Origin of the sequence: Haloechinothrix salitolerans (genome assembly GCF_042662605.1) — a bacterium.
GTDB lineage: Bacteria > Actinomycetota > Actinomycetes > Mycobacteriales > Pseudonocardiaceae > Haloechinothrix_A > Haloechinothrix_A salitolerans.
This window is the reverse complement of the sequence record NZ_JBHSXX010000001.1, coordinates 5,236,538-5,257,879: the sequence shown is the minus strand read 5'-3', so window position 1 is coordinate 5,257,879 and position 21,342 is coordinate 5,236,538. Positions and strand designations below refer to the sequence as shown.

Genomic DNA, 21,342 nt, shown 5'->3' with positions numbered 1-21,342 from the left:
TCGACCTGGCGGAGGAGGTGATCCCTGATGTCGGATCGCGCATGGTGACCGCATGCCATGGACCGCAGTTCTCGTCGTGACTAGGAGGAATGGAATGTCTGACCGGGCTTGGTAAAAGAATTCATGATAGTCGGCAATCCTTTTCCAGGAGGTGTTTCTGATGTCCGACCGTGCGTGGTGACGACCATCAGGGCGGTGTAGTTCGCCAGTGTCATGGCGCCGGCTCGTGCCTAGGTGTCTTGCTGAGCTGCCACCAGCTGACCGCGAGCAGCACCGCCAGTACAAGACCGAGCGCCCCCGCGGCGGCGACGGTATGCGATGCGGAGCCGAGCCCTTCCGCGACGGCACCGCCGAGCGCTACGCCGAGTCCCTGTACGACACGGAGGCTCGCGTTGCCGAAGCCGATCACGGACCCTCGCACATCATTGGGTACCGAGGTGTTGACGGTCGCGATCACGGTGATGATGTAGGCCCCAGTCGCTCCTGACAACGCGAGCAGAGCGAGGGCGAAAGGCATCGACGGCTGTGTGACGAACGCGATCAGCACGGCACAGGACGCGATGGCGAGCGGGCCGATGAGCCGTAGCCGTACGTGCGCAGGAACGTAGTGAGAGAGCACGAACGTGCCGATGACGAAGCCAAGTGGATCGGCGGCGAGCAGCAAGCCGACCGCGTGGTCGGGGGCGCCGAGCTGGTCGGCGAGTGGTGCCGCGAGGCCTTCTGGCACGACCGTGAGTCCGACGAGCAGGGCGAGACCGAGCAGCACACGAAGTTTGCGGTCGGACGCCATGAGTCGAGCGCCGTCGAACCAGCCGTGCTCCTGTCCTCCCGCGCCCGGTCTCCACTGGACGTGGGTGTAGAGCAGCCACGCGGCGATCACGAAGGTCGCGGCGTCGATGGCGAGTGCCGCCCTTGTGCCGATCAGCGTCACGAGCATGCCGCCACCGGCGAGGCCGAGCAGCATCATCAGGTTCATTGTGATGCCGCGCAGGTCCTGGCTGCGGAGATAGAACGCGTCGTCGTCGAACGCCTCGCGCGCGCTCGCGTTCTGTGCCGCGTTGGCTGGGGCCGACACCAGCGAGACGAGGAAGACGAGCGCGCACAGCAGCACGAGCGGCATGCCGGGCAGCGTCATCGCCGCCACCAGACCCGCCTGCACCAGCGCCGCGCCGACCAGCAGCGTGCGTCGTGGGAATCGGTCCGCGAGCTGGGCAAGCCCGAGACCTCCGGCGAGCGCGGGCAGGAAGGTCATCGCGTAGACGAGCGCGGCCCAGAGCGCCGAATCGGTGCGGTCGTAGACCATGATCGCCAGGGCGACCTTGGCGAGCTGGTCACCGGCGATGGACAGTGCTTCCGCTAACCAGAGGCCACGAAACTCGATGTTGGCGACAACGTCGGTGATTCGGGGTATGCTCCGGTTCCGCTCGCTCGACGACGTCGGTGTGGCCGGTGACTCCGATGATTTCTTCTGCACCGTTGCGTTGCCCGTCCTCGATGACTCGCTGAGTTCGTGCCCCCTCGGCGCGGTGACGTCATGCTATGGCGTGACCACACGGCCCCCGACCACCGCGTTACCCGATTCGTAAGCCCTGTGTCAGATCGTACTAGTGCGAATACGCACTGTCAGCGGTTTCGATAGGGTGATCGGATCGCTGGTTACACTGCACTAATCAGCGGTCACTCATTCGACGCATTGACTAGACCGTTCACCGATGAGGGACGCCCGCTGGCCGGCACCGGACACACACTGGGTAGAGCCGCACCACCACAAGGCGTGGTCGAGGCGCGGCTGCTACGGGGAGTGGGTGACATGAACACGCTCGAAGGCAAGGCGATAGTCGTTACCGGCGCGGGTCGTGGACTGGGTGCGGCCTTCGCGACCCACGCCGCCGCCGCTGGCGCCGCTGTAGTCGTCAACGACGTCGACGTCGCGTACGCGGAACGCACCGCGACGGAGATCGCCGACAGAGGTGGCAGGGCAGTCGTCAGCGGGCACACGGTCGCCGACCCGGTGCGGGCCGAGGAGATCATCGCGACCTGTCTGCGGGAGTTCGGCGCCATCGACGGACTCGTCAACAACGCTGGCCTCAACTACGAAGCCGTGTCCTGGCAGGACGATCCCGAGCTGATCCGGGAACTTGTCGAGGTCAATGTGCTGGGCGTGATGTACGTCGGCGGGGCGGCCGCGCGGGCGATGGTCGACCGAGACGGCGGATCGATCGTCAACATCGCGTCGGGAGCATCGCTCGGGCAGCGCAACCTGGCGACGTATGCCGCGAGCAAGGGCGCGGTCGCCTCGCTGACCTACTCCTGGGCCCTTGATATGGAAGCCGTCGGCATCAGGGTCAACGCGGTGTGCCCGCTGGCCTACACCCGCATGGTTCTCAAGTCGGAGCGGTCGAAGCGCGCCTGCGAGCCGGACCGCACCCCGGATCGGGTCGCGCCGCTCGTCACGTATTTGCTCAGCGACGACGCGGACGGGGTGACTGGACAGCTCGTGCGCTGCAATGGTTCGCAACTGCACATCGTTGGGCAGCCGTACCTCAAGGAGCCGATCCTGGAACGCGAGCGATGGGACGTCGACAGCGTCCGGCGCGCGTTCGATGAGGTCTTTGGTGCGCACCTCGAGCCGTATGGGCTGGAGAAGCGGGTGCCGCCACGGCTGCGGAAGTGGGTGGAGCCACTGCGGAGCGCGTGAGCGGCTACGGCCCCATACCGATCGCGATCGTCACGTCCGTGCGCGTCGGCGGGAGCGTAGGTAGCCGAGCAGCACCGCGAGGCCGATCAGCCCCGCGAGCGCCGCGAGCAGCGGCAGCGGACCGATGGTGTCCACCCAGCGGACCAATGTCTGCTGGATCGCGCCCGCCGCGTCGACCACCGGGTCGCTCGGGTCGGCGTCGCCGTGGAACAACCGCAGCTCGTAGAAGCCGTAGTAGCCGACATAACCGCCGACGACGATCAGCAGCGCACCGCTGACCCGGTTGATATATGGCAGCACCCGCCGCATCCGGGTGACCGCGCTCGCGCCTGCCACCGCCACCGCGATCGCGAGTACACCGACGACGAGCGCCATACCAGTGCCGTATGCCAGGAAGGCCAGCACGCCGAGCAGCGCGGAACCGCTCTGGAACGTCGTCCCGGTGACCGCGAGGAACGGGCCGATGGTGCAGGACAGCGACGCGATCGCGTACGCGACGCCGTAGCCGAGCATCGAGCCGAGTCGCGCGGTCGGTGCGCCACTGGCGAACTTCGGTAGCAGTACGGTCAGCTCCCTGCCGCTGACCAGCCACACGCCGAGGCCGATCAGCGCGGCTCCGATCACCACGGTGACGGCCGGCAGGTACTGCTGCACCTGGCTGGCCAGCGGCGCGACCACCAGCCCGAAGGTGCCGAACACCAGCAGGAAGCCGAACGTCATCGCCGCCGTGGCCGCCAGGGCCCGCGCCATCGCCGTCGCCTGACCGCGTTCGGTGCCCTCGCCGAGCACCACCAACGCCAGATACGCGGGCAGCATCGCGAACCCGCACGGGTTGACGGCGGCGACGAGCCCGGCGCTCAGCGCGAACCCGAGCGTTGCGGTGTCCATCAGTCAGTCGGCGATCGTTGGTCAGCCCGCCATCGCGGACAGCCGGGCGTCGAGGTCCGCCGCCGACAGCGAGCCCTTGACGACGTCGACCGAGCCGTCCGCGCCGATAAAAGCGAACGCGGGTTGGTAGGTGACGCCGAACCGGGCCCACACGGCGGCGTTCGCGTCGTTGAGGTTGGTGAAGTCGTCGATGCCGTACTTGGTGGCGAAGTCCTTCATCGCGGACACCTCGTCTCGTGCGGCGACGCCGACGAACGTGACCTGCTCGCCGTGCTTGTCCTCGGCGTCGGCGATCGTAGGGGCCTCACGCTGGCAGTTCGGGCACCATGGCGCCCAGAACCACAGCACGGCGGGCTCGCCGGCCAGCGACGTCCCGTTGAACGTGGCGCCGTCCAGCGTCCGCGCGGTGAATCGGAGCTCTTCCGGAGCGGGAGACTTGGCTTGCTTGTCGGCCGTGTCCTTACCCGTTGCGCTCGTGTCCCCCGCTCTCGACGTCGTGTCCCCTGTTGCCGACGTCGTGTCCCCCGCTCTCGACGTCGTGTCCCCCGTTCCCGACGTCGTGTCCCCCGCACCGGAGCCGCACGCGCTCACCAGCAGCAACGCGGCGGCGAGCAGGACCTGCCCTATCGTGCGGGCACTGGCGTTCATGAGGTGACCTCCGTGGACATGCGGCAATGGCGCGGACAACGTATGCGGCCAGCGTAGTCGCGCACCGCATCGAGGCCCTGGACGTGGCGAGGTCCGTAACCGTTCGGTAAGGCCGAGCTCAGCCGAGCGTGCCTTCTATCTCCACGGCCACTTCGTCGGCGAGCCGCAGCGCGCCGAAGAACGCCGAGTACGGTTTGATGCCCCACGTCGTCTGCGTGACGGCGGCCCTGCCATGCACCGTGCCGTCATCGAGCCTGGCTCGCGCGGTCAGCGGATGCGTGACGCCCATGACGGTGAGGTCGCCGTCGACCTCGATCTCGTCACCCTCGGCGCGTACCGCCGTCGAGGTGAACGTGATGGTGGGGTAGCGATCCGGGAAGAGGATCTTGTCGCGGATGGTGCGCTCGATCTCGGCCCGGTCGGAGTCCGAAAGCGGCAGCACGCCGCCCGCGCCCTCGCGGACCTCGAACGAGTCGGTGTCGGCCTCGACACTCACCGACGACGTCGTCACATCGGGTTCCGGCACGCTGATCCGCGCAGACCATCGGGTGACCTCGATGGTCAAGTCATGTCCCGCCCGTGCGCCGAGCCCGGTACGACTGGTCATCACGAGGAGTCGCGCGGAGGGCGGGCCGAGCGTGAAGTGGCCGGTGGGCGGCGTCATGGCTTCAGGCTACGCACCACGGCGCCGGACCACCGGGCGTGTCACGAGCTCGGGACGAGCAGGATCCACACCTGGCCCTGTTCCATCGGCAGGGGAGTACCGTCCGAGGTCGTGAAGCGGGTTGGCGCCTCGGGCGCGGGCCGCGACCATTGCGCGTCGAACCGCCTGCCGTTGCGTAGCACCGTCGCGTCGCCGGTTCCCACGGTGCGATACGTGGGCGCGCGGTTTCCAGTGGCGTCCGCCGGGCCCTGGTCGCTGATCTCGACGTGTTGCTCGATCACGGTGCCCGCGCTCAGTCCGTCGCCCTCGGTAGTGCTGATCGGTGAGCCATCCATCGAGATCACCCATCCCTCGCGCGCTGACCAGGAGAACTCGAATGTCGCGTTGCCGTAGCTCGTGGTATGGCTCGCCGCGACGATGCCGCCCGCCGGGGCGTCGCCGCGCTGCAGCACGGTCTGCTCCGGCGGCGCGTCGGGCGATGGCAGCGCCGCGGGGTCGACGTACAGATTGTGGGGCGACTCGCGTTCCGTTTCTCGGTAGTAGCCCCCGCTCCTGCTCGGGGACGCGGGAACCAGCGGGGCGTCAGCGAGTTCGGTGAGTACGTCGGGGGCGGCACCGGAATAGGCGAATGTGGGGTAACCGTATTGGGCGAGGAGCTCGATGTCCGACTCCCGTGCGCTGCGCACCGGCCCGATCGCGTCGGGCAGTTCGCCGGTGTATATCGCGAGCAGGCGGGTGAGCCCGCCTTCGACCGGCGTGACGTAGATGGCCTCGGCCGCGTCGAGGCCGGTCTGCGGCCGGGCCGCCGCCACATTGTCGATCTTGACGGCGAGCACGGACTCGCTCGGCAGCGTGTCGTCGCGCGCCTGCTCAGGGCTCGGTTCCGAGAGTTGCATGACGTACCAGATCATGGCCGCCACCAGCGCGACCGCGACCGCGATCGCGACCGCGATCAGCCACCCTCGTGCACGTCGGTTCATCATCACTCCATCGTGGACGGATCAGTGTCCATGATCCTCCCGGTAAGGGCACGGTCAACCGGAATGGGGTGGTCGTGGCGGAGGCGTGACCTGGGCGTTGCTGGAGAGCACACGGTCGGATGACGACTTAGTCTCGGATCGTGATCGATCTGGTTGTGCTTGCCGCGGTTGTGCTCGGCTTCGGCCTGATTTCCGGTAAGGCGCAGGGAACGTCGCTGACCCCGCCGATGGCGTTCGTCGCGGCCGGACTGCTGCTCGGCGCGGGCGGACTTGGTGTGCTCACCGGGACCGTGGACACGACCGCGCTCCGTATCCTCGCCGAAGCCACCCTCGTGCTGGTGCTGTTCTCCGACGCGGTGCGGATCGAGCTGCCGCTGCTCCGGGCGGAGTACCACTTTCCCTTGCGGCTGCTCGCGGTCGGGATGCCGCTGGCGCTGGGACTCGGTACGCTGCTCGCGGCGCTGGTGTTTCCAGGGATCGGCTGGTGGGAGGCCGCGCTGGTCGCCGCCGTGCTCGTGCCGACTGACGCCGCCCTCGGTGCGGCGGTGGTCTCCGACAGGAGGTTGCCGGTGCGCATCCGCCAGAGCATCAACGTCGAGAGCGGGCTCAACGACGGCATCGCGCTGCCCGTGGTGATGCTGCTGGTCTCCGTCGTGGCCTCGGCGGAGGAGGGTATCGAGTCCGCATCATGGTGGGTCGGTTTCGCGGCGCGACAGATTGGTTTTGGCCTGTTCGCGGGGCTCGTCGTCGGGTTCGCGGGCGGGTGGCTGCTCCGCCGTATCGACGCCGCTGGCTGGATCAACGCGACGTATCGGCGGTTGATCGTGGTGGCGATCGCGGCGCTCGCCTACGGCCTGGCGGAGCTGGCCACCGGTAACGGGTTCATCGCCGCGTTCGCCGCTGGGCTGTGTTTCGGTGCGGTCGCGCGGGAGCAATGCCCGTACGTGCACGAGTTCGCCGAGCGTGAAGGTGAGCTGTTATCGATGCTGACGTTCACCATGTTCGGTGCGGTCATCCTCGGTCCCCGCTTGGACGACGTCACCTGGCCGGTGGTCGGCTACGCCGTGGGCAGTCTCGTGCTGGTTCGTGGGCTCGCGGTCACCGTCGCCATGGTGGGCAGCAAGGTGCGGTGGGAGACCGTGGCCTTCCTAGGCTGGTTCGGGCCGAGGGGGCTCGCGTCCATCCTGTTCGCGCTGCTGGTCGTCGAGCGTGCCGGCGTCGCGGTCGCGGACCAGGTGCTGCTGATCACGAGCGTGACCGTGCTGCTCAGCGTCGTCACGCACGGTGTCACCGCCGCGCCGTGGTCGCGCGGTTACGGCCGCAGAGCCGCTCGGCTCGCCGCGGGCGCCCCGGAGCACGTCGACGTCACCCAGCACTACGTCCGCTACCAACACACCGAACGCTGAGTACGCCGCGATGCGTTGTGTCCTGCATTCCGGACGTTGTGTCCTGCACTCTCGACGTCGAATGGCACGTGCATGACACAGTGTTCCTCCGTTCGGACGTTGTGTCACTCACCGAGGCCGCTCGGTGCCGGCGGGAGACGGTCATCGCGGGACGCCGAACTCCACCCACAGCGGGTAGTGGTCTGAGATGTGCCAAGACAGCGTGTTGAGCGTCTGATCGCCCCGCAAGCCCTCGGTGAAGTCGAGTTGGCCACCTGCCGTGCACTCAAGGTTCAGCACCGCCCGGTCTCGGGAACCGCGCGTGAACCAGGCGATCTGGTCGTAGTGGTGCTGCTTGCCGGGTTTGTCGAAGATTGTGCGGGGCAGCGTCGCCAGTGGCGGCGCTGGGGTGAGGCCCGTGGAGGTGAAGGCGTCGAACAGCGGGTCGTCCGTGCGATCGATATTGAAGTCACCGAGTGTAATCAGGTTGTGATGCCAGCCGAACTCGCGCTCGGCCCAGTTCGCCAGCCACTGCGCTATCGCGGTCAACTCGGGCAGGCGGTCGGCGGGTTTGTCGCCGTAGTTGATGTGCAGTGTGACCAGCGTGAACGTCTGTTCCGCTGAGCGGAAGCTGACCGCGTACGGGGTGCGGGCGAACTGCCTGTCGATCACACCGCGACTCACCTTGGCGGGCCCCTCGCCGAGCGTCAGCACGAGTTCGCACGCGAGGCCGGACGGCTTCACACGTTCGGTGTCGTACAGGAACCCGAGTCGCTCGTTGTTGCCCGCGTGGCCCCCGCTGACGTCGGTGAGCAGGAACGTCCATCGGTCGCCGAGCACCTTGAGTAGGTACCGCAGAGCGCGAAGGTTGCCCCGGATTTCCTGTACCGCGACGACGTCGAACCGGCGGATGTGCGCGGCGATGTAGTGCAGGTCAGCGAAGTTGCGCAGGGGAGAGGTGTCCTCTGGGGTCTCCCACGCCTTCGTGAGGTCGGAGAAGACGCGGATGTTCCAGGTGGCGATCAGGATGTTGTCCTCAGGTCGCTTCGCGGGAACCGTCGCGTCGAGGGATGCGTCCAGCCGCGCGACAGTGCGTGTGACAGAGGCTGGCGGCGCGAGGATGTCCGGTGTCGATGCCATGAGTGCCATCCGACGGTCGAGTAGGTGTTGCTCGAAGGTCGTCGGAGTGGGCCGTGTGGTTACGCGGTGTGCCGGAATGACGAACACAGCGTCGGGAACGCAGGACACAGCGTCGGGAGTGCAGGACACAGCGTCGGGAACGCAGGACACGGTGTCGGGAGTGCAGGACACGACGCACGCGAGGGCCGGGGCCCGGTGGATGCCACCCACACGGGCCCCGGCGCGGGTCGACGTGCCGTCAGCCAGCCATCAGCTCGCCGCGGCTGCGGGGGTGCGGGCCGCCGCCATGCGGCGTTCCGCGAGCCGATCGGCGGCCGTCGCTGGCGGGACGCCCTCGGCGTCGGCCAGCTCCAGGACCTCCTTGGTCGTGTCGAAGATCTTCGCCGCGACACCCTTCGCGCGGTCGAAGTCGAACCCGTGTAGCTCGTCGGCGACCTGGATGACGCCACCGGAGTTCACGACGTAGTCAGGCGCGTACAGGATGCCGCGCGCGGCGAGGTCGTGCTCGACACCAGGATGTGCCAGCTGGTTGTTCGCCGCGCCACACACGATGCTCGCTCGCAGCACCGGTACCGAGTCGTCGTTGAGCGCGCCACCGAGCGCGCACGGAGCGAACACGTCGATGTCCGAGGTGATCAACGTCTGCGTGTCGTCGACGACGTGGACCTCGGGATGCTCACGCTGTACCCGCTCGATCGCGCGCTCGTTGACATCGGTGACCACCACCTGCGCGCCTTGCTCGATCAGGTCGTCGACGAGCAGGTGGCCGACTTTGCCGACGCCGGATATGCCGACCGTCCTGTCCCGCAGTGACGACGTGCCCCATCGATGCTCGGCGCAGGCCCGCATCCCCCGCAGCGTGCCGTAGGCCGTCAGGATCGAGGAGTCGCCAGCGCCGCCGCGTTCCGGTGAGCGGCCGGTGACGTAGTCGCACTCGGTCGCGACGATGTCCATGTCGGCGACGAACGTGCCGACATCGCACGCGGTGATGTAGCGGCCACCGAGGGACTGCACGTAGCGGCCGTAGGCTCGGAGCAGTTCGGGTGTCTTGTCGGTCGCGGGGTCGCCGATGATCACGGCCTTGCCACCGCCGAGCGGCAGCCCGGCGAGCGCGGTCTTGTACGCCATCCCCTTCGACAGGTTGAGCACGTCCGCGAGCGCGGCGTCTTCCGACTCGAACGGGTAGAAGCGGGTACCGCCAAGCGCGGGGCCGAGCGCGGTGGAGTAGATACCGATGATGGCGGTAAGACCGCTTGGCTCGTCGTGACAGAACACGACTTGCTCATGCCAGGGCCTTGTGGTGAACACTCTCGCAGTCATGGTGATGACCTCTCGTTGTCGGCCCCGTCCGTCGCTTGTGGCGTGGCCGGGGCACGTGAGCATGTGTGCCTGACTCTATGGTGCCCCGTCGGCTCGCCGCGAGCCCGCGAGCTTCACCATGCCGTTGCCGTGTTGTGGCGCTAGGACGACGAAGCACACGTGTCGGCGGCGACGCGACCTGCCGCGACGCGACCTGCCGCGACGCGAGGTCCGCGCGGCCGGGGATGGCGGACCTCGCGCGGTCGGCGTCCGGTGCCCACCGACCCGTGATCATTCCGGGTCCCGCGGTAGCGCGGCGGCGCTAGATCCGTTCAGAATCGTGGTGAATCTGACATATCTGTTGCGGGAACAACTATGTATGTGAACGCGGTCGGAAGTTGTTTCTAGAGAAACGGTTCCGCAAAATGCAACCCAATATTACCGAAAGTAATTATGTGAGCGCCCTAGGTATTCGGCTACACACCATGTTCAACCGAAGGTTGCAACGTCAGGCGAGCGGACCAAGCAGGGGCGCCATGAGGGCCAAAAATCTACTCAGGGTTGTTTTTACTGCTGCAATTGAGTGATGCCGTGACGGGTGTGGTCTAGCGCACGGTAATGCGGTGGGTGGTCGTCGGCAACTCGCACTGGACGCGCTACTACCTCCATGTATGCCAAGAATGATGGGCTGACCGAACGGTCGAGAAGGCGCGCGCAGGTCGCAAACTCACGGTCGCGAGTTTCACCTGGGGTGAAAACCGACTTTCACGCCATCGACCTATTGATTCGGAGCGCTTCTAGTGAATAAGTTATTAGCCAGTGGTTTGCGGTGATCAACGCCGATGCGCCGCCGGGCCCACTAGGTCGGGGTTGCGGGATCCAGCCGTCGCGGCGAGGTGATCCATGCCTGCCGGCCCGACCGCGGACCGTGACGGTCGCGCGGTCGCTGTTCGATTTACGGCTAGGCGGAATCGGTGCGTCGCGCGCGGATCCCGTAGCGGAGGAGGCAGTAGAAAGTGACGTGACCCTGCGACGCGCTGCTCACGTGGCGTGTCTGACCGATCACATTTCCGGCCGTACCCGAAGGAAGCTCGATGAATAACTCGATGACCGACGAACCGGACGTGACACCCGCTTCCGGTAATGGCGCCCTGTCAGGCCAACAAAAACAGGACTTTGGCGCTGATCCGTTGCAGGTGCGTGACTCCGACCATTACGCCGATGAGTACGTCGAAGGATTCGTTGACAAGTGGGACGATCTGATCGACTGGAAGAAGCGCTACGAGAGTGAAGGCAGCTTCTTCGTCGACCTGCTCAAGTCGCGTGGGGTGAAATCCGTCCTCGACGTCGCGACGGGTACTGGCTTTCACTCCGTGCGGTTGATCGAAGAGGGTTTCGAGACGGTTAGCGTCGACGGCAGCCCCGAGATGCTGGCCAAGGCCTTCGAGAACGGCAAGAACTACGGCGGCCACATCCTCCGCGTCGTTCACGCCGACTGGCGCTGGCTCAACCGCGACGTCCACGGCGAGTTCGACGCCGTCATCTGCCTCGGCAACTCCTTCACGCACCTGTTCTCGGAGCGGGACCGTCGCAAGGCGCTGGCGGAGTTTTACGCCGTGCTCAAGCACGACGGCGTGCTGATCCTCGACCAGCGCAACTATGACACCATTTTGGACAATGGTTTCTCCAGCAAGCACACGTATTACTACTGCGGCGACCAGGTCACCGCGGAGCCGGAGTACGTCGACGAGGGGCTGGCTCGATTCCGGTACCAGTTCCCCGACAACTCCCAATACCACCTCAACATGTACCCCCTGCGGAAAGATTATGTCCGCAGGCTTTTGCGTGAGGTCGGTTTCCAGCACGTCGAAACGTACGGTGACTTCCAGGAAACGTTCAAGGCCGATGAGCCTGACTTCCTCGTTCACGTCGCGGAAAAGAATTACGTGAAATCGCTCGTAGACAAGGCGAGCTATTCATCCGCCGAGAATACGGCCCGCGACTACTACAATTCTGAGGACGCGGACAACTTCTATTTCCATGTCTGGGGCGGCGAGGACATCCACGTCGGGCTCTACGAGCACCCGTCGGAAGAGATCGCCCCAGCCAGCGTGCGCACCGTGGCTACCATGGCGAGCAAGGGCCAGTTCACCAAGAACACCCACGTGCTCGACGTCGGCGCTGGGTACGGCGGTGCCGCCAGGTATCTCGCGCGCACCTACGGGTGTAAGGTCACCTGTCTCAACCTCAGCGAGGTGGAGAACGACCGAAACCGCCAGCACAACGTGGAGCAAGGGCTGGACCACCTGATCGATGTGGTGGACGGATCGTTCGAGGACCTGCCGTTCGAGGACAACACGTTCCACATCATCTGGTCGCAGGACGCGATGCTGCACAGCGGTGACCGTGTCCGCGTCTTGCAGGAGGTCTCCCGTGTGCTCAAGCCGGGAGGTGAGTTCATCTTCACCGACCCGATGGCGTCTGACAGCGCCAGCAAGTCCAGCCTCAAGCCGATCCTGGACCGACTGCACCTCGAGTCGATGGGCTCGCCCTCGTTCTACCGCCGCGAGTTGAGCCGCCTCGGCATGGAGGTGGTCGAGTTCGACGACCGCACTCCCCAGCTGCCCACCCACTACGGTCGGGTGCTCGAGGAGCTCGAGAAGCGAGAGGATGAGATCTCCCAGCACATCAGCCAGGAGTACCGCACCCGCATGAAGACGGGCCTCAAGCACTGGGTCGAGGGTGGCCGCGCTGGCAACCTCGCCTGGGGCATCTTCCACGCACGTTCCTGACCCACCAGCACAACACAGAGAGGTTGGCATAGTGACTGCAAGTCGAAGGCTGTTCAGCAGCGAGTCGGTGACCGAGGGGCACCCCGACAAGATGGCGGACGCGATCAGCGACGCCATCCTTGACGCGATGCTGCGCGAGGACCCCACCTCGCGTGTCGCGGCGGAGACGCTGATCACGACCGGACAGGTACATATCGCCGGTGAGGTGACCACCAAGGCCTACGTCGACATCCCGTCGCTGGTCCGCGACACGATCCTCGAGATCGGCTACGACTCCTCTGACAAGGGTTTCGACGGCGCGTCCTGCGGTGTCAACGTGGCGATCGACCAGCAGTCGCCGGACATCGCCCAGGGTGTCGACACCGCGTACGAGTCGCGGGTGGAGAGCAAGCTCGACGACCTGGACAAGCAGGGCGCCGGTGACCAGGGCCTCATGTTCGGCTACGCCTGCACCGACACCCCCGAGCTGATGCCGTTGCCGATCGCGCTGGCGCACCGGCTCTCCCGCAGGCTGACCAAGGTCCGCAAGGAGGGCACGGTCGGCTACCTGCGCCCGGACGGCAAGACCCAGGTCACCATCGAGTACGACGGTGAGAAGGCCGCTCGGCTGGACACCGTGGTCATCTCCAGCCAGCACGCCGAGGGCATCGACCTCGACAAGCAGCTGGCGGCTGACCTGAAGAAGCACGTCATCGAGCCGGAGATCACCTCGCTCGGCCTGCAGGCTGAGGACCCGAAGATCCTGATCAACCCGACCGGCCGCTTCGTCGTCGGTGGTCCGATGGGTGACGCCGGGCTGACCGGCCGAAAGATCATCGTGGACACCTACGGCGGTATGGCCCGCCACGGTGGTGGCGCCTTCTCCGGTAAGGACCCGTCGAAGGTGGACCGTTCCGCCGCGTACGCGACGCGCTGGGTCGCCAAGAACGTCGTCGCGGCAGGCCTTGCCGACCGTGTCGAGATCCAGACCGCCTACGCCATCGGCAAGGCGGCGCCGGTGGGTCTGTTCGTGGAGACCTTCGGCACCGAGAAGGTCGACCCGGCTAAGATTCAGGCAGCCATCGACGAGGTCTTCGACCTGCGTCCTGCCGCGATCATCCGGGACCTCGACCTGCTGCGCCCGATCTACCGCCCGACCGCGGCGTACGGGCACCTCGGCCGTGAGGACATCGACGTGCCGTGGGAGCGCACGGACCGGGCCGCCGCCCTCAAGGACGCCGCGAAGGCGTAACTCGTCATCTCCGCGGGTGACGCTCCTGAGGCGGAGCGTCACCCGCGGAGCCTCGCCTCACGACACTTACGACGTTCGACTCACTAGAGGAGAGAGCCCGCATGCGTATCGCGGTGACCGGCTCAATCGCGACCGACCACCTGATGTCCTTCTCCGGCAAGTTCAGCGACCAGTTCGTCGCCGACCAGCTGGACCACGTCTCGCTGTCCTTCCTGGTCGAGGAACTGGACATCCGCAGGGGAGGCGTTGCCGCCAACATCTCCTTCGCGCTGGGTCGCATGGGACTCTCACCGATCCTGGTCGGCGCCGTCGGCCACGACTTCGGTGACTACCGCTCGTGGCTTGACCGGCACGGCGTCGACACCAAGTCGGTGCACGTGTCCGAGGACAAGCACACCGCGCGGTTCCTGTGCACCACCGACCAGACGCAGAACCAGATCGCGTCCTTCTACGCTGGCGCGATGAGCGAGGCCCGCGAGATCGAGTTGCAGACCGTCGCCGACCGCGTCGGTCAGCTAGATCTCGTCGTCATCGCGCCCAACGACCCCGAGGCCATGCTGCGCCACACCGAGGAGTGCAGGCAGCGGGGCTTCACCTTCGCCGCCGACATCTCGCAGCAGCTGGCGATCATGCCAGGCGAGGACGTCCGGAAGCTCGTTGATGGCGCGTCCTACCTGTTCACCAACGAGTACGAGAGCTCGCTGCTGCTCAAGCACACCGGCTGGACGACGGATGAGGTGCTTGACCGGGTCGGCAGCTGGGTCACCACGTACGGCGGCCAGGGTGTGCGCATTGAGAGCAAGCATCACGAGCCGGTCCAGGTCAAGGCCGTGCCCGGGGTGAAGGAGGTCGAGCCGACCGGTGTCGGTGACGCCTTCCGTGCTGGCTTCCTGTGGGGCATGAGCTGGAACCTGAGCATGGAGCGCGCCGCGCAGGCTGGCTGTGTGCTGGCGAGCATCGTGCTGGAGACCGTCGGCCCGCAGGAGTACCCGCTCGACCGCGCTGACTTCTCGGATCGCGCCGCGCGTGCCTATGGCAATGACGCCGCCGCCGAGATCGAGTCCAAACTGAGGGTGTGATACGAACGTGAGCCACATCCAGCCAGACCGCACCGAGGAGCTCTCCGCGCTGCTGCGTGAGCGCATCTTGATCATCGACGGTGCGATGGGCACGATGATCCAGCAGCAGTCGCCAAGCGAGGCCGAGTTCCGCGGCGAACGCTTCGCCGACTGGGGCTGCGACGTCAAGGGCAACGGCGACCTGCTGTCGCTCACCCAGCCGGAGCTGATCACCGGCATCACGCGCCAGTTTCTCGAGGCAGGCGCGGACATCGTCGAGACGAACACCTTCTCGGCGACCACGATCGCGCAGGCCGACTTCGAGATGCAGGAGCTGGTCTACGAGCTCAACTACGAGAGCGCACGGCTGGCGCGCGTCGCCGCGGACGAGTTCGCGACGCCGGAGCGTCCGCGGTACGTCGCGGGCGCGATGGGCCCGACTAACCGCACGGCGTCGATCTCTCCGGACGTCAACGACCCCGGCGCCCGCAACGTCTCTTACGACGAGCTGGTCACCGCCTACCTCCAGCAGGCCAACGCCCTCGTGGACGGCGGCGCGGACCTGCTGTTGATCGAGACGATCTTCGACACGCTCAACGCGAAGGCCTGCATCTTCGCGCTGGAGACGCTGTTCGAGGAGCGTGGCCGCCGTTGGCCGGTGATGGTCTCGGGCACCATCACCGACGCCTCCGGCCGCACGTTGTCGGGTCAGACCACCGAGGCGTTCTTCAACTCGATCCGGCACATCAAGCCGCTGATGGTCGGCCTCAACTGCGCTCTCGGTGCGTCCGAGATGCGCCAGTACGTCGCGGAGCTCAGCCGGATCGCGGACTGCTTCGTGCACTGCTACCCCAACGCGGGCTTGCCCAACGCGTTCGGCGAGTACGACGAGAGCCCCGAGCAGATGGCGCCCGTGGTCCGCGAGTTCGCCGAGGCCGGTCTGGTCAATGTGCTCGGCGGCTGCTGCGGTACCACCCCGGACCACATCGCCGCGATCGCGGAGGCGGCCGACGGGCTGCCGCCTCGCAAGCCCGCCGAGCTCGAGCCGGCGATGCGGCTCTCCGGCCTGGAGCCTTTCAACGTCGACAACTCGTCGCTGTTCGTGAACGTCGGCGAGCGGACCAACATCACCGGCTCTGCCCGGTTCCGCAAGCTGATCAAGGACAGCGACTACGACACCGCCCTCTCGGTGGCCGTGCAGCAGGTGGAGAACGGCGCGCAGGTCATCGACGTCAACATGGACGAGGGCATGATCGACGGCGTCGAGGCGATGGACCGCTTCCTCAAGCTGATCGCCTCCGAACCCGACATCAGCCGGGTGCCGATCATGGTGGACTCCTCCAAGTGGGAGGTCATCGAGGCCGGCCTGAAGAACATCCAGGGCAAGCCGATCGTCAACTCGATCTCGCTCAAGGCGGGCGAGGACGAGTTCATTCAGCAGGCCGAGCTCTGCAAGAAGTACGGCGCGGCCGTCGTCGTGATGGCCTTCGACGAGGACGGGCAGGCGGACAATCTCGAACGCCGCAAGGAGATCTGCAAGCGCGCCTACGACATCCTCGTCGACCGGGTCGGCCTCCCCCGCGAGGACATCGTCTTCGACCCGAACGTGTTCGCGGTCGCGACGGGCATCGAGGAACACGCCACGTACGGCGTGGACTTCATCGAGGGCGCCCGTTGGATCAAGGAGAACCTGCCGGAAGCGAAGGTCTCCGGCGGCATCTCCAACGTCTCGTTCTCCTTCCGCGGCAACAACACCGTGCGCGAGGCGATCCACGCGGTCTTCCTCTACCACGCGATCGACGCGGGCCTGGACATGGGAATCGTCAACGCGGGCGCGCTCGCCGTCTACGACGAGGTGGCGCCCGACCTGCGGGACGCCATCGAGGACGTCATCCTGAACCGCACCGACGACTCCCAGGCAGCGACCGAGCGTCTGCTGGAGCTCGCCGAGCAGTACAAGGGCAGCGGCACCTCCACCGACGAGACCGCCGACGAGTGGCGCGAACTGCCGGTCGGCGAACGGATCACGCACGCGCTGGTGAAGGGCATCGACGCCCACGTCGAGTCCGACACCGAGGAGCTGCGCGGCCAGATCGCCGAACGCGGCGGCCGGCCGATCGAGGTCATCGAGGGCCCGCTGATGGACGGCATGAACGTCGTCGGCGACCTGTTCGGCGCCGGCAAGATGTTCCTGCCCCAGGTGGTCAAGAGCGCCCGCGTGATGAAGAAGGCCGTGGCCTACCTGATCCCGTTCATCGAGCAGGAGAAGGCGGACAACGGCACCACCGGCGAGAAGGACACCAACGGCACGGTGGTGCTGGCGACCGTGAAGGGCGACGTCCACGACATCGGCAAGAACATCGTCGGCGTGGTGCTGCAGTGCAACAACTTCGAGGTCATCGACCTCGGCGTCATGGTGCCCGCGCAGAAGATCATCGACGCCGCGAAGGAGCATCAGGCCGACGTGATCGGGCTGTCCGGGCTGATCACCCCGTCGCTGGACGAGATGGTCAACTTCGCCTCCGAGCTACAGCGGCAGGAGTTCGACATACCGCTGTTGGTCGGCGGTGCCACGACTTCACGCGCACATACGGCGGTCAAGGTCGACAAGAAGTACCACGGGCCCGTGGTGTGGGTGAAGGACGCCTCACGCTCGGTGCCGGTGGTGGCGTCGCTGCTGCACGAGACGCAGCGCGAGACGCTGATGGCCGAGGTCCAGGCCGATTACGATGCGCTGCGCGCTCGTCACGCGAACAAGCAGGACCGGCCGTTGGTCAGCCTCGAGCAAGCCCGGGAGAACCGGACGCCGATCGACTGGTCGTCGTACACGCCGCCGGTGCCTGCCAAGCCGGGCGTGCACGTCTTCGAGGACTACGACCTGGCCGAGTTGCGCCCGTACATCGACTGGCAGCCGTTCTTCAACGCATGGGAGATGAAGGGGTCGTTCCCGGACATCCTCAACAACCCGTCGACCGGTGAGGCCGCGCGCAAGCTGTACGACGACGCGCAGGCCATGCTCGACAAGCTGATCGAGGAGAAGTGGCTGACCGCCAACGGCGTCATCGGACTCTTCCCGGCCAACGCGGTCGGCGACGACATCGAGCTCTACGCCGACGAGGCGCGCACCGAGAAGCTGACGACGCTGTTCAACCTGCGCCAGCAGGGCCAGCACCGCGAGGGCGTCCCGAACCGCTCCATCGGCGACTTCGTGGCGCCTCGCGAAACGGGTCTCGACGACTGGGTCGGTGCGTTCGCCGTCACCGCGGGCCTCGGCTCGCAGCAGAAGGTGCAGGAGTTCAAGGATGCCCTCGACGACTACAACGCGATCCTGCTGGAGTCACTGGCCGACCGGCTCGCTGAGGCGTTCGCCGAGCGGATGCACGAGCGCGTGCGCAAGGAGTTCTGGGGCTACGCACCCGACGAAGACCTGGACAACGTCGGTCTGATCAAGGAGCGGTACGACGGCATTCGCCCCGCCCCCGGATACCCGGCGTGCCCGGAGCACACCGAGAAGCAGACGCTGTGGCAGCTGCTCGATGTGGAGAAGACGGTCGGCATCGAGCTCACCGAGTCGATGGCGATGTGGCCCGGCGCCGCCGTCTCCGGCTTCTACTTCAGCCACCCCGAGTCGCGGTACTTCGTCGTCGGTCGACTCGGCCGCGACCAGGTCGAGGACTACGCCGACCGTAAAGGCTGGTCGGTTGCCGAGGCGGAGCGCTGGCTGTCGGCCAACCTGGGCTACGACCCGGAGGACTGATCGTATGGTCTCCATTAACCGCCGAGGTCGACTCAGTGAGCCGTGCGACGAAGGTTTGACGTCGTACTGCGGTTTTGCGAAACTCGAAGTCACGGCCGAGAGGCGCTGCAGCGGACGATCGTCCGCCACGCTCGGCCCCGTCTCTTGCAGCAAGGGCGCCTTCTTGCGAGGAGGCCGACCGTGTTGACAGATCAGTTCCCTGATCCCGTCGCTCGTGCGGCGTCCCCTTTGTTCCCGTAATCCCTCAGCTCGACCCGTGCGGTCGCAGGGGCGCGGGTCGAAATGATTGAAAGGAAGTTATGAGCACGAAGTTGCAGCAGGTAGGCGGTCTTGAGTTCGCCGTCGCCGACCTTTCGCTTGCCGAGGCGGGCAGGCACCAGATCCGGTTGGCCGAGCACGAGATGCCTGGCCTGATGGCGACTCGCCGCGAGTTCGCGGACTCCAAGCCGCTGAAGGGCGCGCGGATCGCGGGCTCGCTGCACATGACCGTGCAGACCGCCGTGCTGATCGAGACGCTTGTCGAGCTCGGTGCTGAAGTTCGATGGGTGTCCTGCAATATCTTCTCGACGCAGGACGAGGCGGCGGCCGCGGTCGTCGTCGGCCCGAACGGCACCCCGGAGAAGCCGGAGGGCGTGTCGGTGTTCGCCTGGAAGGGCGAGACGCTCGAAGAGTACTGGTGGTGCACCGACCAGCTCTTCCAGTTCGGTGACAAGGGCCCGAACATGATCCTGGACGACGGTGGCGACGCGACGCTGCTCGTCCACAAGGGTGTCGAGTTCGAGGCCGCTGGCGCCGTGCCGGAGCCGACCGAGGACGACCCTGACGAGTACAAGGTCGTGCTTGCCACGCTGAAGAAGAGCCTGGCGGCCGACTCGAAGCGGTTCACCAAGATCGCCGAGCAGATCAAGGGTGTCACCGAGGAGACGACGACCGGTGTCCACCGGCTGTACGAGTTCGCCAAGACCGGTGACTTGCTGTTCCCGGCGATCAACGTCAACGACTCGGTCACCAAGTCGAAGTTCGACAACAAGTACGGCTGCCGCCACTCGCTTGCCGACGGCATCAACCGCGCCACCGACGTCCTGATCGGCGGCAAGGTCGCGGTCGTCGCCGGCTTCGGTGACGTCGGCAAGGGCTCCGCTGAGTCGCTGCGTGGCCAGGGCGCGCGGGTCATCATCACCGAGATCGACCCGATCTGCGCGTTGCAGGCCGCGATGGAGGGCTACGAGGTGGCTACCATCGAGGACGTGGTCGACAAGGCCGACATCTTCATCACCACGACCGGCAACTTCAACATCATCACCGCCGAGCACATGGCGCGGATGAAGCACCAGGCCATCGTGGGCAACATCGGCCACTTCGACAACGAGATCGACATGGCCGGTCTGGAGAAGACGCCGGGCATCAAGAAGATCGAGATCAAGCCGCAGGTGCACGAGTACGTGTTCCCCGACGGCCACTCGATCATCGTGCTGAGCGAGGGCAGGCTGCTCAACCTGGGTAACGCCACTGGCCACCCGAGCTTCGTGATGTCGAACAGCTTCACCAACCAGGTGATGGCGCAGATGGAGATCTTCACCAAGCCGGACGAGTACGCCAAGGACGTCTACGTGCTGCCGAAGCACCTCGACGAGAAGGTCGCCCGGCTGCACCTCGACGCCCTTGGCGTGAAGCTCACCAAGCTGACGAAGGAGCAGGCCGAGTACATCGGTGTCGACGTCGAGGGCCCGTACAAGCCCGACCACTACCGGTACTGATCTGGGGCGTACCGCTCGGCGACACCGCCGGGCGGTACGCACCCCATGACAGCGACCGTTCGTGCACGCGTGGACCCGAGAAGGCGATTCGTTCATGAAAACCATTGCCCTTGAGCTGGTGCCGCCGGAGATTGACGGTGGCGAGCAGCGGGCTGTCGAAGAAGGCCAGAAAGTCGCGCGGGTGGCCGAGGAGACCGGCCTGTCCGGTGCCATCAAGCACGTCATGATCCCGGGCATGATCGCCGAGGAGGATGACCGCCCTGTCGAGCTGAAGCCGAGGATGGACGTCCTCGACTTCTGGCAGCGGCTGCGTCCAGAACTGCCCGGCATGCGCGGCCTGTGCACCCAGGTCACCGCGTTCGATGACAAACCGCAACTGACCGACCGACTGAACGCGCTGCGCACCGCTGGCATGGATGGCATCACCTTCGTCGGCGTGCCGCGCACGATGGCCGACGGCGACGGGCCCGGCATGGCGCCGACCGACGCGCTGGCCGAGTTCACCGACCTGGTGCCGAACCGAGGCGTCATCCTCATCCCGACGCGGGAGGGCGAGCACGGCCGGTTCAACTTCAAGTGCAACCAGGGCGCCACGTACGCCATGACGCAGCTGCTGTTCTCCGACTCGATCGTGGACTTCCTGCGGGACTTCGCGAAGCAGACCGACCACCGGCCGGACGTACTGCTGTCCTTCGGTTTCGTGCCGGGGATCGAGAAGAAGATCGGGCTGATCGATTGGCTCATCCAGGACCCGGGCAACGAGGCCGTCAAGCAGGAGCAGAAGTTCGTCGCGCAGCTCGCGGAGGCGTCGTTCGAGGAGAAGAAGCGTGAGCTGGTGGATCTGTACAAGCGGGTGATCGACCAGGTCGCCGACCTCGGTTTCGAGATCAGCATCCACCTCGAGGCGCCGTACGGTGTGTCCAAGCCCGCGTTCGAGACGTTCGCGGAGATGCTGGACTACTACTCGCCAGTGTCGTTCTGATCGGATTCGTTCTCGCGCCCCGCGCACCGTCTGGTGTGCGGGGCGCGAGTGCGTTCAGGGACG

The 21,342-nt window shown here is 66.2% G+C and carries 15 protein-coding genes and 1 riboswitch; of the genes, 8 read left to right on the top strand and 7 right to left on the bottom strand.

The features are described from left to right. Positions 1 to 211: 211 nt before the first annotated feature. Positions 212 to 1,474 carry an MFS transporter gene (locus ACFQGD_RS24990; protein ID WP_345395206.1) on the bottom strand — a complete coding sequence of 421 codons (1,263 nt, stop codon included), beginning with the start codon at positions 1,472 to 1,474 and terminating at the stop codon, positions 212 to 214. A 336-nt stretch (positions 1,475 to 1,810) separates the two neighbouring features. Between ACFQGD_RS24990 and ACFQGD_RS24985 the strand changes: the two genes are divergently transcribed. Then, positions 1,811 to 2,698 carry an SDR family NAD(P)-dependent oxidoreductase gene (locus ACFQGD_RS24985; protein ID WP_345395209.1) on the top strand — a complete coding sequence of 296 codons (888 nt, stop codon included), beginning with the start codon at positions 1,811 to 1,813 and terminating at the stop codon, positions 2,696 to 2,698. A 30-nt stretch (positions 2,699 to 2,728) separates the two neighbouring features. On the opposite strand, the gene ACFQGD_RS24980 is transcribed toward ACFQGD_RS24985, so the two are convergent. From ACFQGD_RS24980 to ACFQGD_RS24965, 4 genes are all read right to left on the bottom strand, one after another. After that, positions 2,729 to 3,586, bottom strand: a complete 858-nt coding sequence (locus ACFQGD_RS24980; protein WP_345395212.1) for a cytochrome c biogenesis CcdA family protein — start codon at positions 3,584 to 3,586, stop codon at positions 2,729 to 2,731. Between the two features lie 21 nt (positions 3,587 to 3,607). Then, the gene (locus ACFQGD_RS24975) at positions 3,608 to 4,234 is read right to left on the bottom strand and encodes a redoxin domain-containing protein (RefSeq protein ID WP_345395215.1); all 627 of its coding nucleotides are present in this window, start codon (positions 4,232 to 4,234) and stop codon (positions 3,608 to 3,610) included. Positions 4,235 to 4,352: 118 nt separating this feature from the next. Continuing rightward, entirely contained in the window at positions 4,353 to 4,898 is a 546-nt protein-coding gene (locus ACFQGD_RS24970; RefSeq protein WP_345395218.1) for a YceI family protein, read from the bottom strand. A 41-nt stretch (positions 4,899 to 4,939) separates the two neighbouring features. Further along, entirely contained in the window at positions 4,940 to 5,881 is a 942-nt protein-coding gene (locus tag ACFQGD_RS24965; protein ID WP_345395221.1) for a DUF3048 domain-containing protein, read from the bottom strand. A gap of 137 nt (positions 5,882 to 6,018) precedes the next feature. Between ACFQGD_RS24965 and ACFQGD_RS24960 the strand changes: the two genes are divergently transcribed. Beyond that, positions 6,019 to 7,284: a cation:proton antiporter gene (locus ACFQGD_RS24960; protein ID WP_345395224.1), complete on the top strand. Its 1,266-nt coding sequence runs from the start codon at positions 6,019 to 6,021 to the stop codon at positions 7,282 to 7,284. Between the two features lie 141 nt (positions 7,285 to 7,425). Here the strand turns inward: ACFQGD_RS24960 and ACFQGD_RS24955 are convergent, their stop codons facing one another. Beyond that, a complete protein-coding gene (locus ACFQGD_RS24955) occupies positions 7,426 to 8,403 on the bottom strand; it encodes an endonuclease/exonuclease/phosphatase family protein (RefSeq protein WP_345395227.1) in 978 nt (325 codons plus the stop codon). Positions 8,404 to 8,652: 249 nt separating this feature from the next. Next, a complete protein-coding gene (locus ACFQGD_RS24950) occupies positions 8,653 to 9,723 on the bottom strand; it encodes a Glu/Leu/Phe/Val dehydrogenase dimerization domain-containing protein (RefSeq protein WP_345395230.1) in 1,071 nt (356 codons plus the stop codon). A 1,073-nt stretch (positions 9,724 to 10,796) separates the two neighbouring features. On the opposite strand from ACFQGD_RS24950, the gene ACFQGD_RS24945 reads away from it, so the two are divergent. From ACFQGD_RS24945 to ACFQGD_RS24920, 6 genes are all read left to right on the top strand, one after another. Next, entirely contained in the window at positions 10,797 to 12,494 is a 1,698-nt protein-coding gene (locus ACFQGD_RS24945; protein ID WP_345395233.1) for a glycine/sarcosine N-methyltransferase, read from the top strand. Positions 12,495 to 12,525: 31 nt separating this feature from the next. Next, positions 12,526 to 13,725 (top strand): methionine adenosyltransferase, encoded by a 1,200-nt coding sequence (metK, locus tag ACFQGD_RS24940; protein ID WP_390183659.1) that lies wholly within the window; start codon positions 12,526 to 12,528, stop codon positions 13,723 to 13,725. 101 nt (positions 13,726 to 13,826) lie between these two features. Then, on the top strand, positions 13,827 to 14,804 hold the full coding sequence (locus ACFQGD_RS24935) for a carbohydrate kinase family protein (RefSeq protein ID WP_345395236.1): 978 nt from the start codon (positions 13,827 to 13,829) through the stop codon (positions 14,802 to 14,804). Between the two features lie 7 nt (positions 14,805 to 14,811). Next, positions 14,812 to 18,540, top strand: coding sequence for a methionine synthase (gene metH, locus ACFQGD_RS24930; protein ID WP_345395239.1), 3,729 nt, complete (start codon positions 14,812 to 14,814; stop codon positions 18,538 to 18,540). Positions 18,541 to 18,631: 91 nt separating this feature from the next. Continuing rightward, positions 18,632 to 18,708, top strand: a riboswitch (S-adenosyl-L-homocysteine riboswitch). Positions 18,709 to 18,839: 131 nt separating this feature from the next. After that, positions 18,840 to 20,297: an adenosylhomocysteinase gene (ahcY, locus tag ACFQGD_RS24925; RefSeq protein ID WP_345395242.1), complete on the top strand. Its 1,458-nt coding sequence runs from the start codon at positions 18,840 to 18,842 to the stop codon at positions 20,295 to 20,297. 94 nt (positions 20,298 to 20,391) lie between these two features. Further along, a complete protein-coding gene (locus tag ACFQGD_RS24920; RefSeq protein WP_345395245.1) occupies positions 20,392 to 21,279 on the top strand; it encodes a mycobacterial-type methylenetetrahydrofolate reductase in 888 nt (295 codons plus the stop codon). Positions 21,280 to 21,342 lie beyond the last annotated feature (63 nt).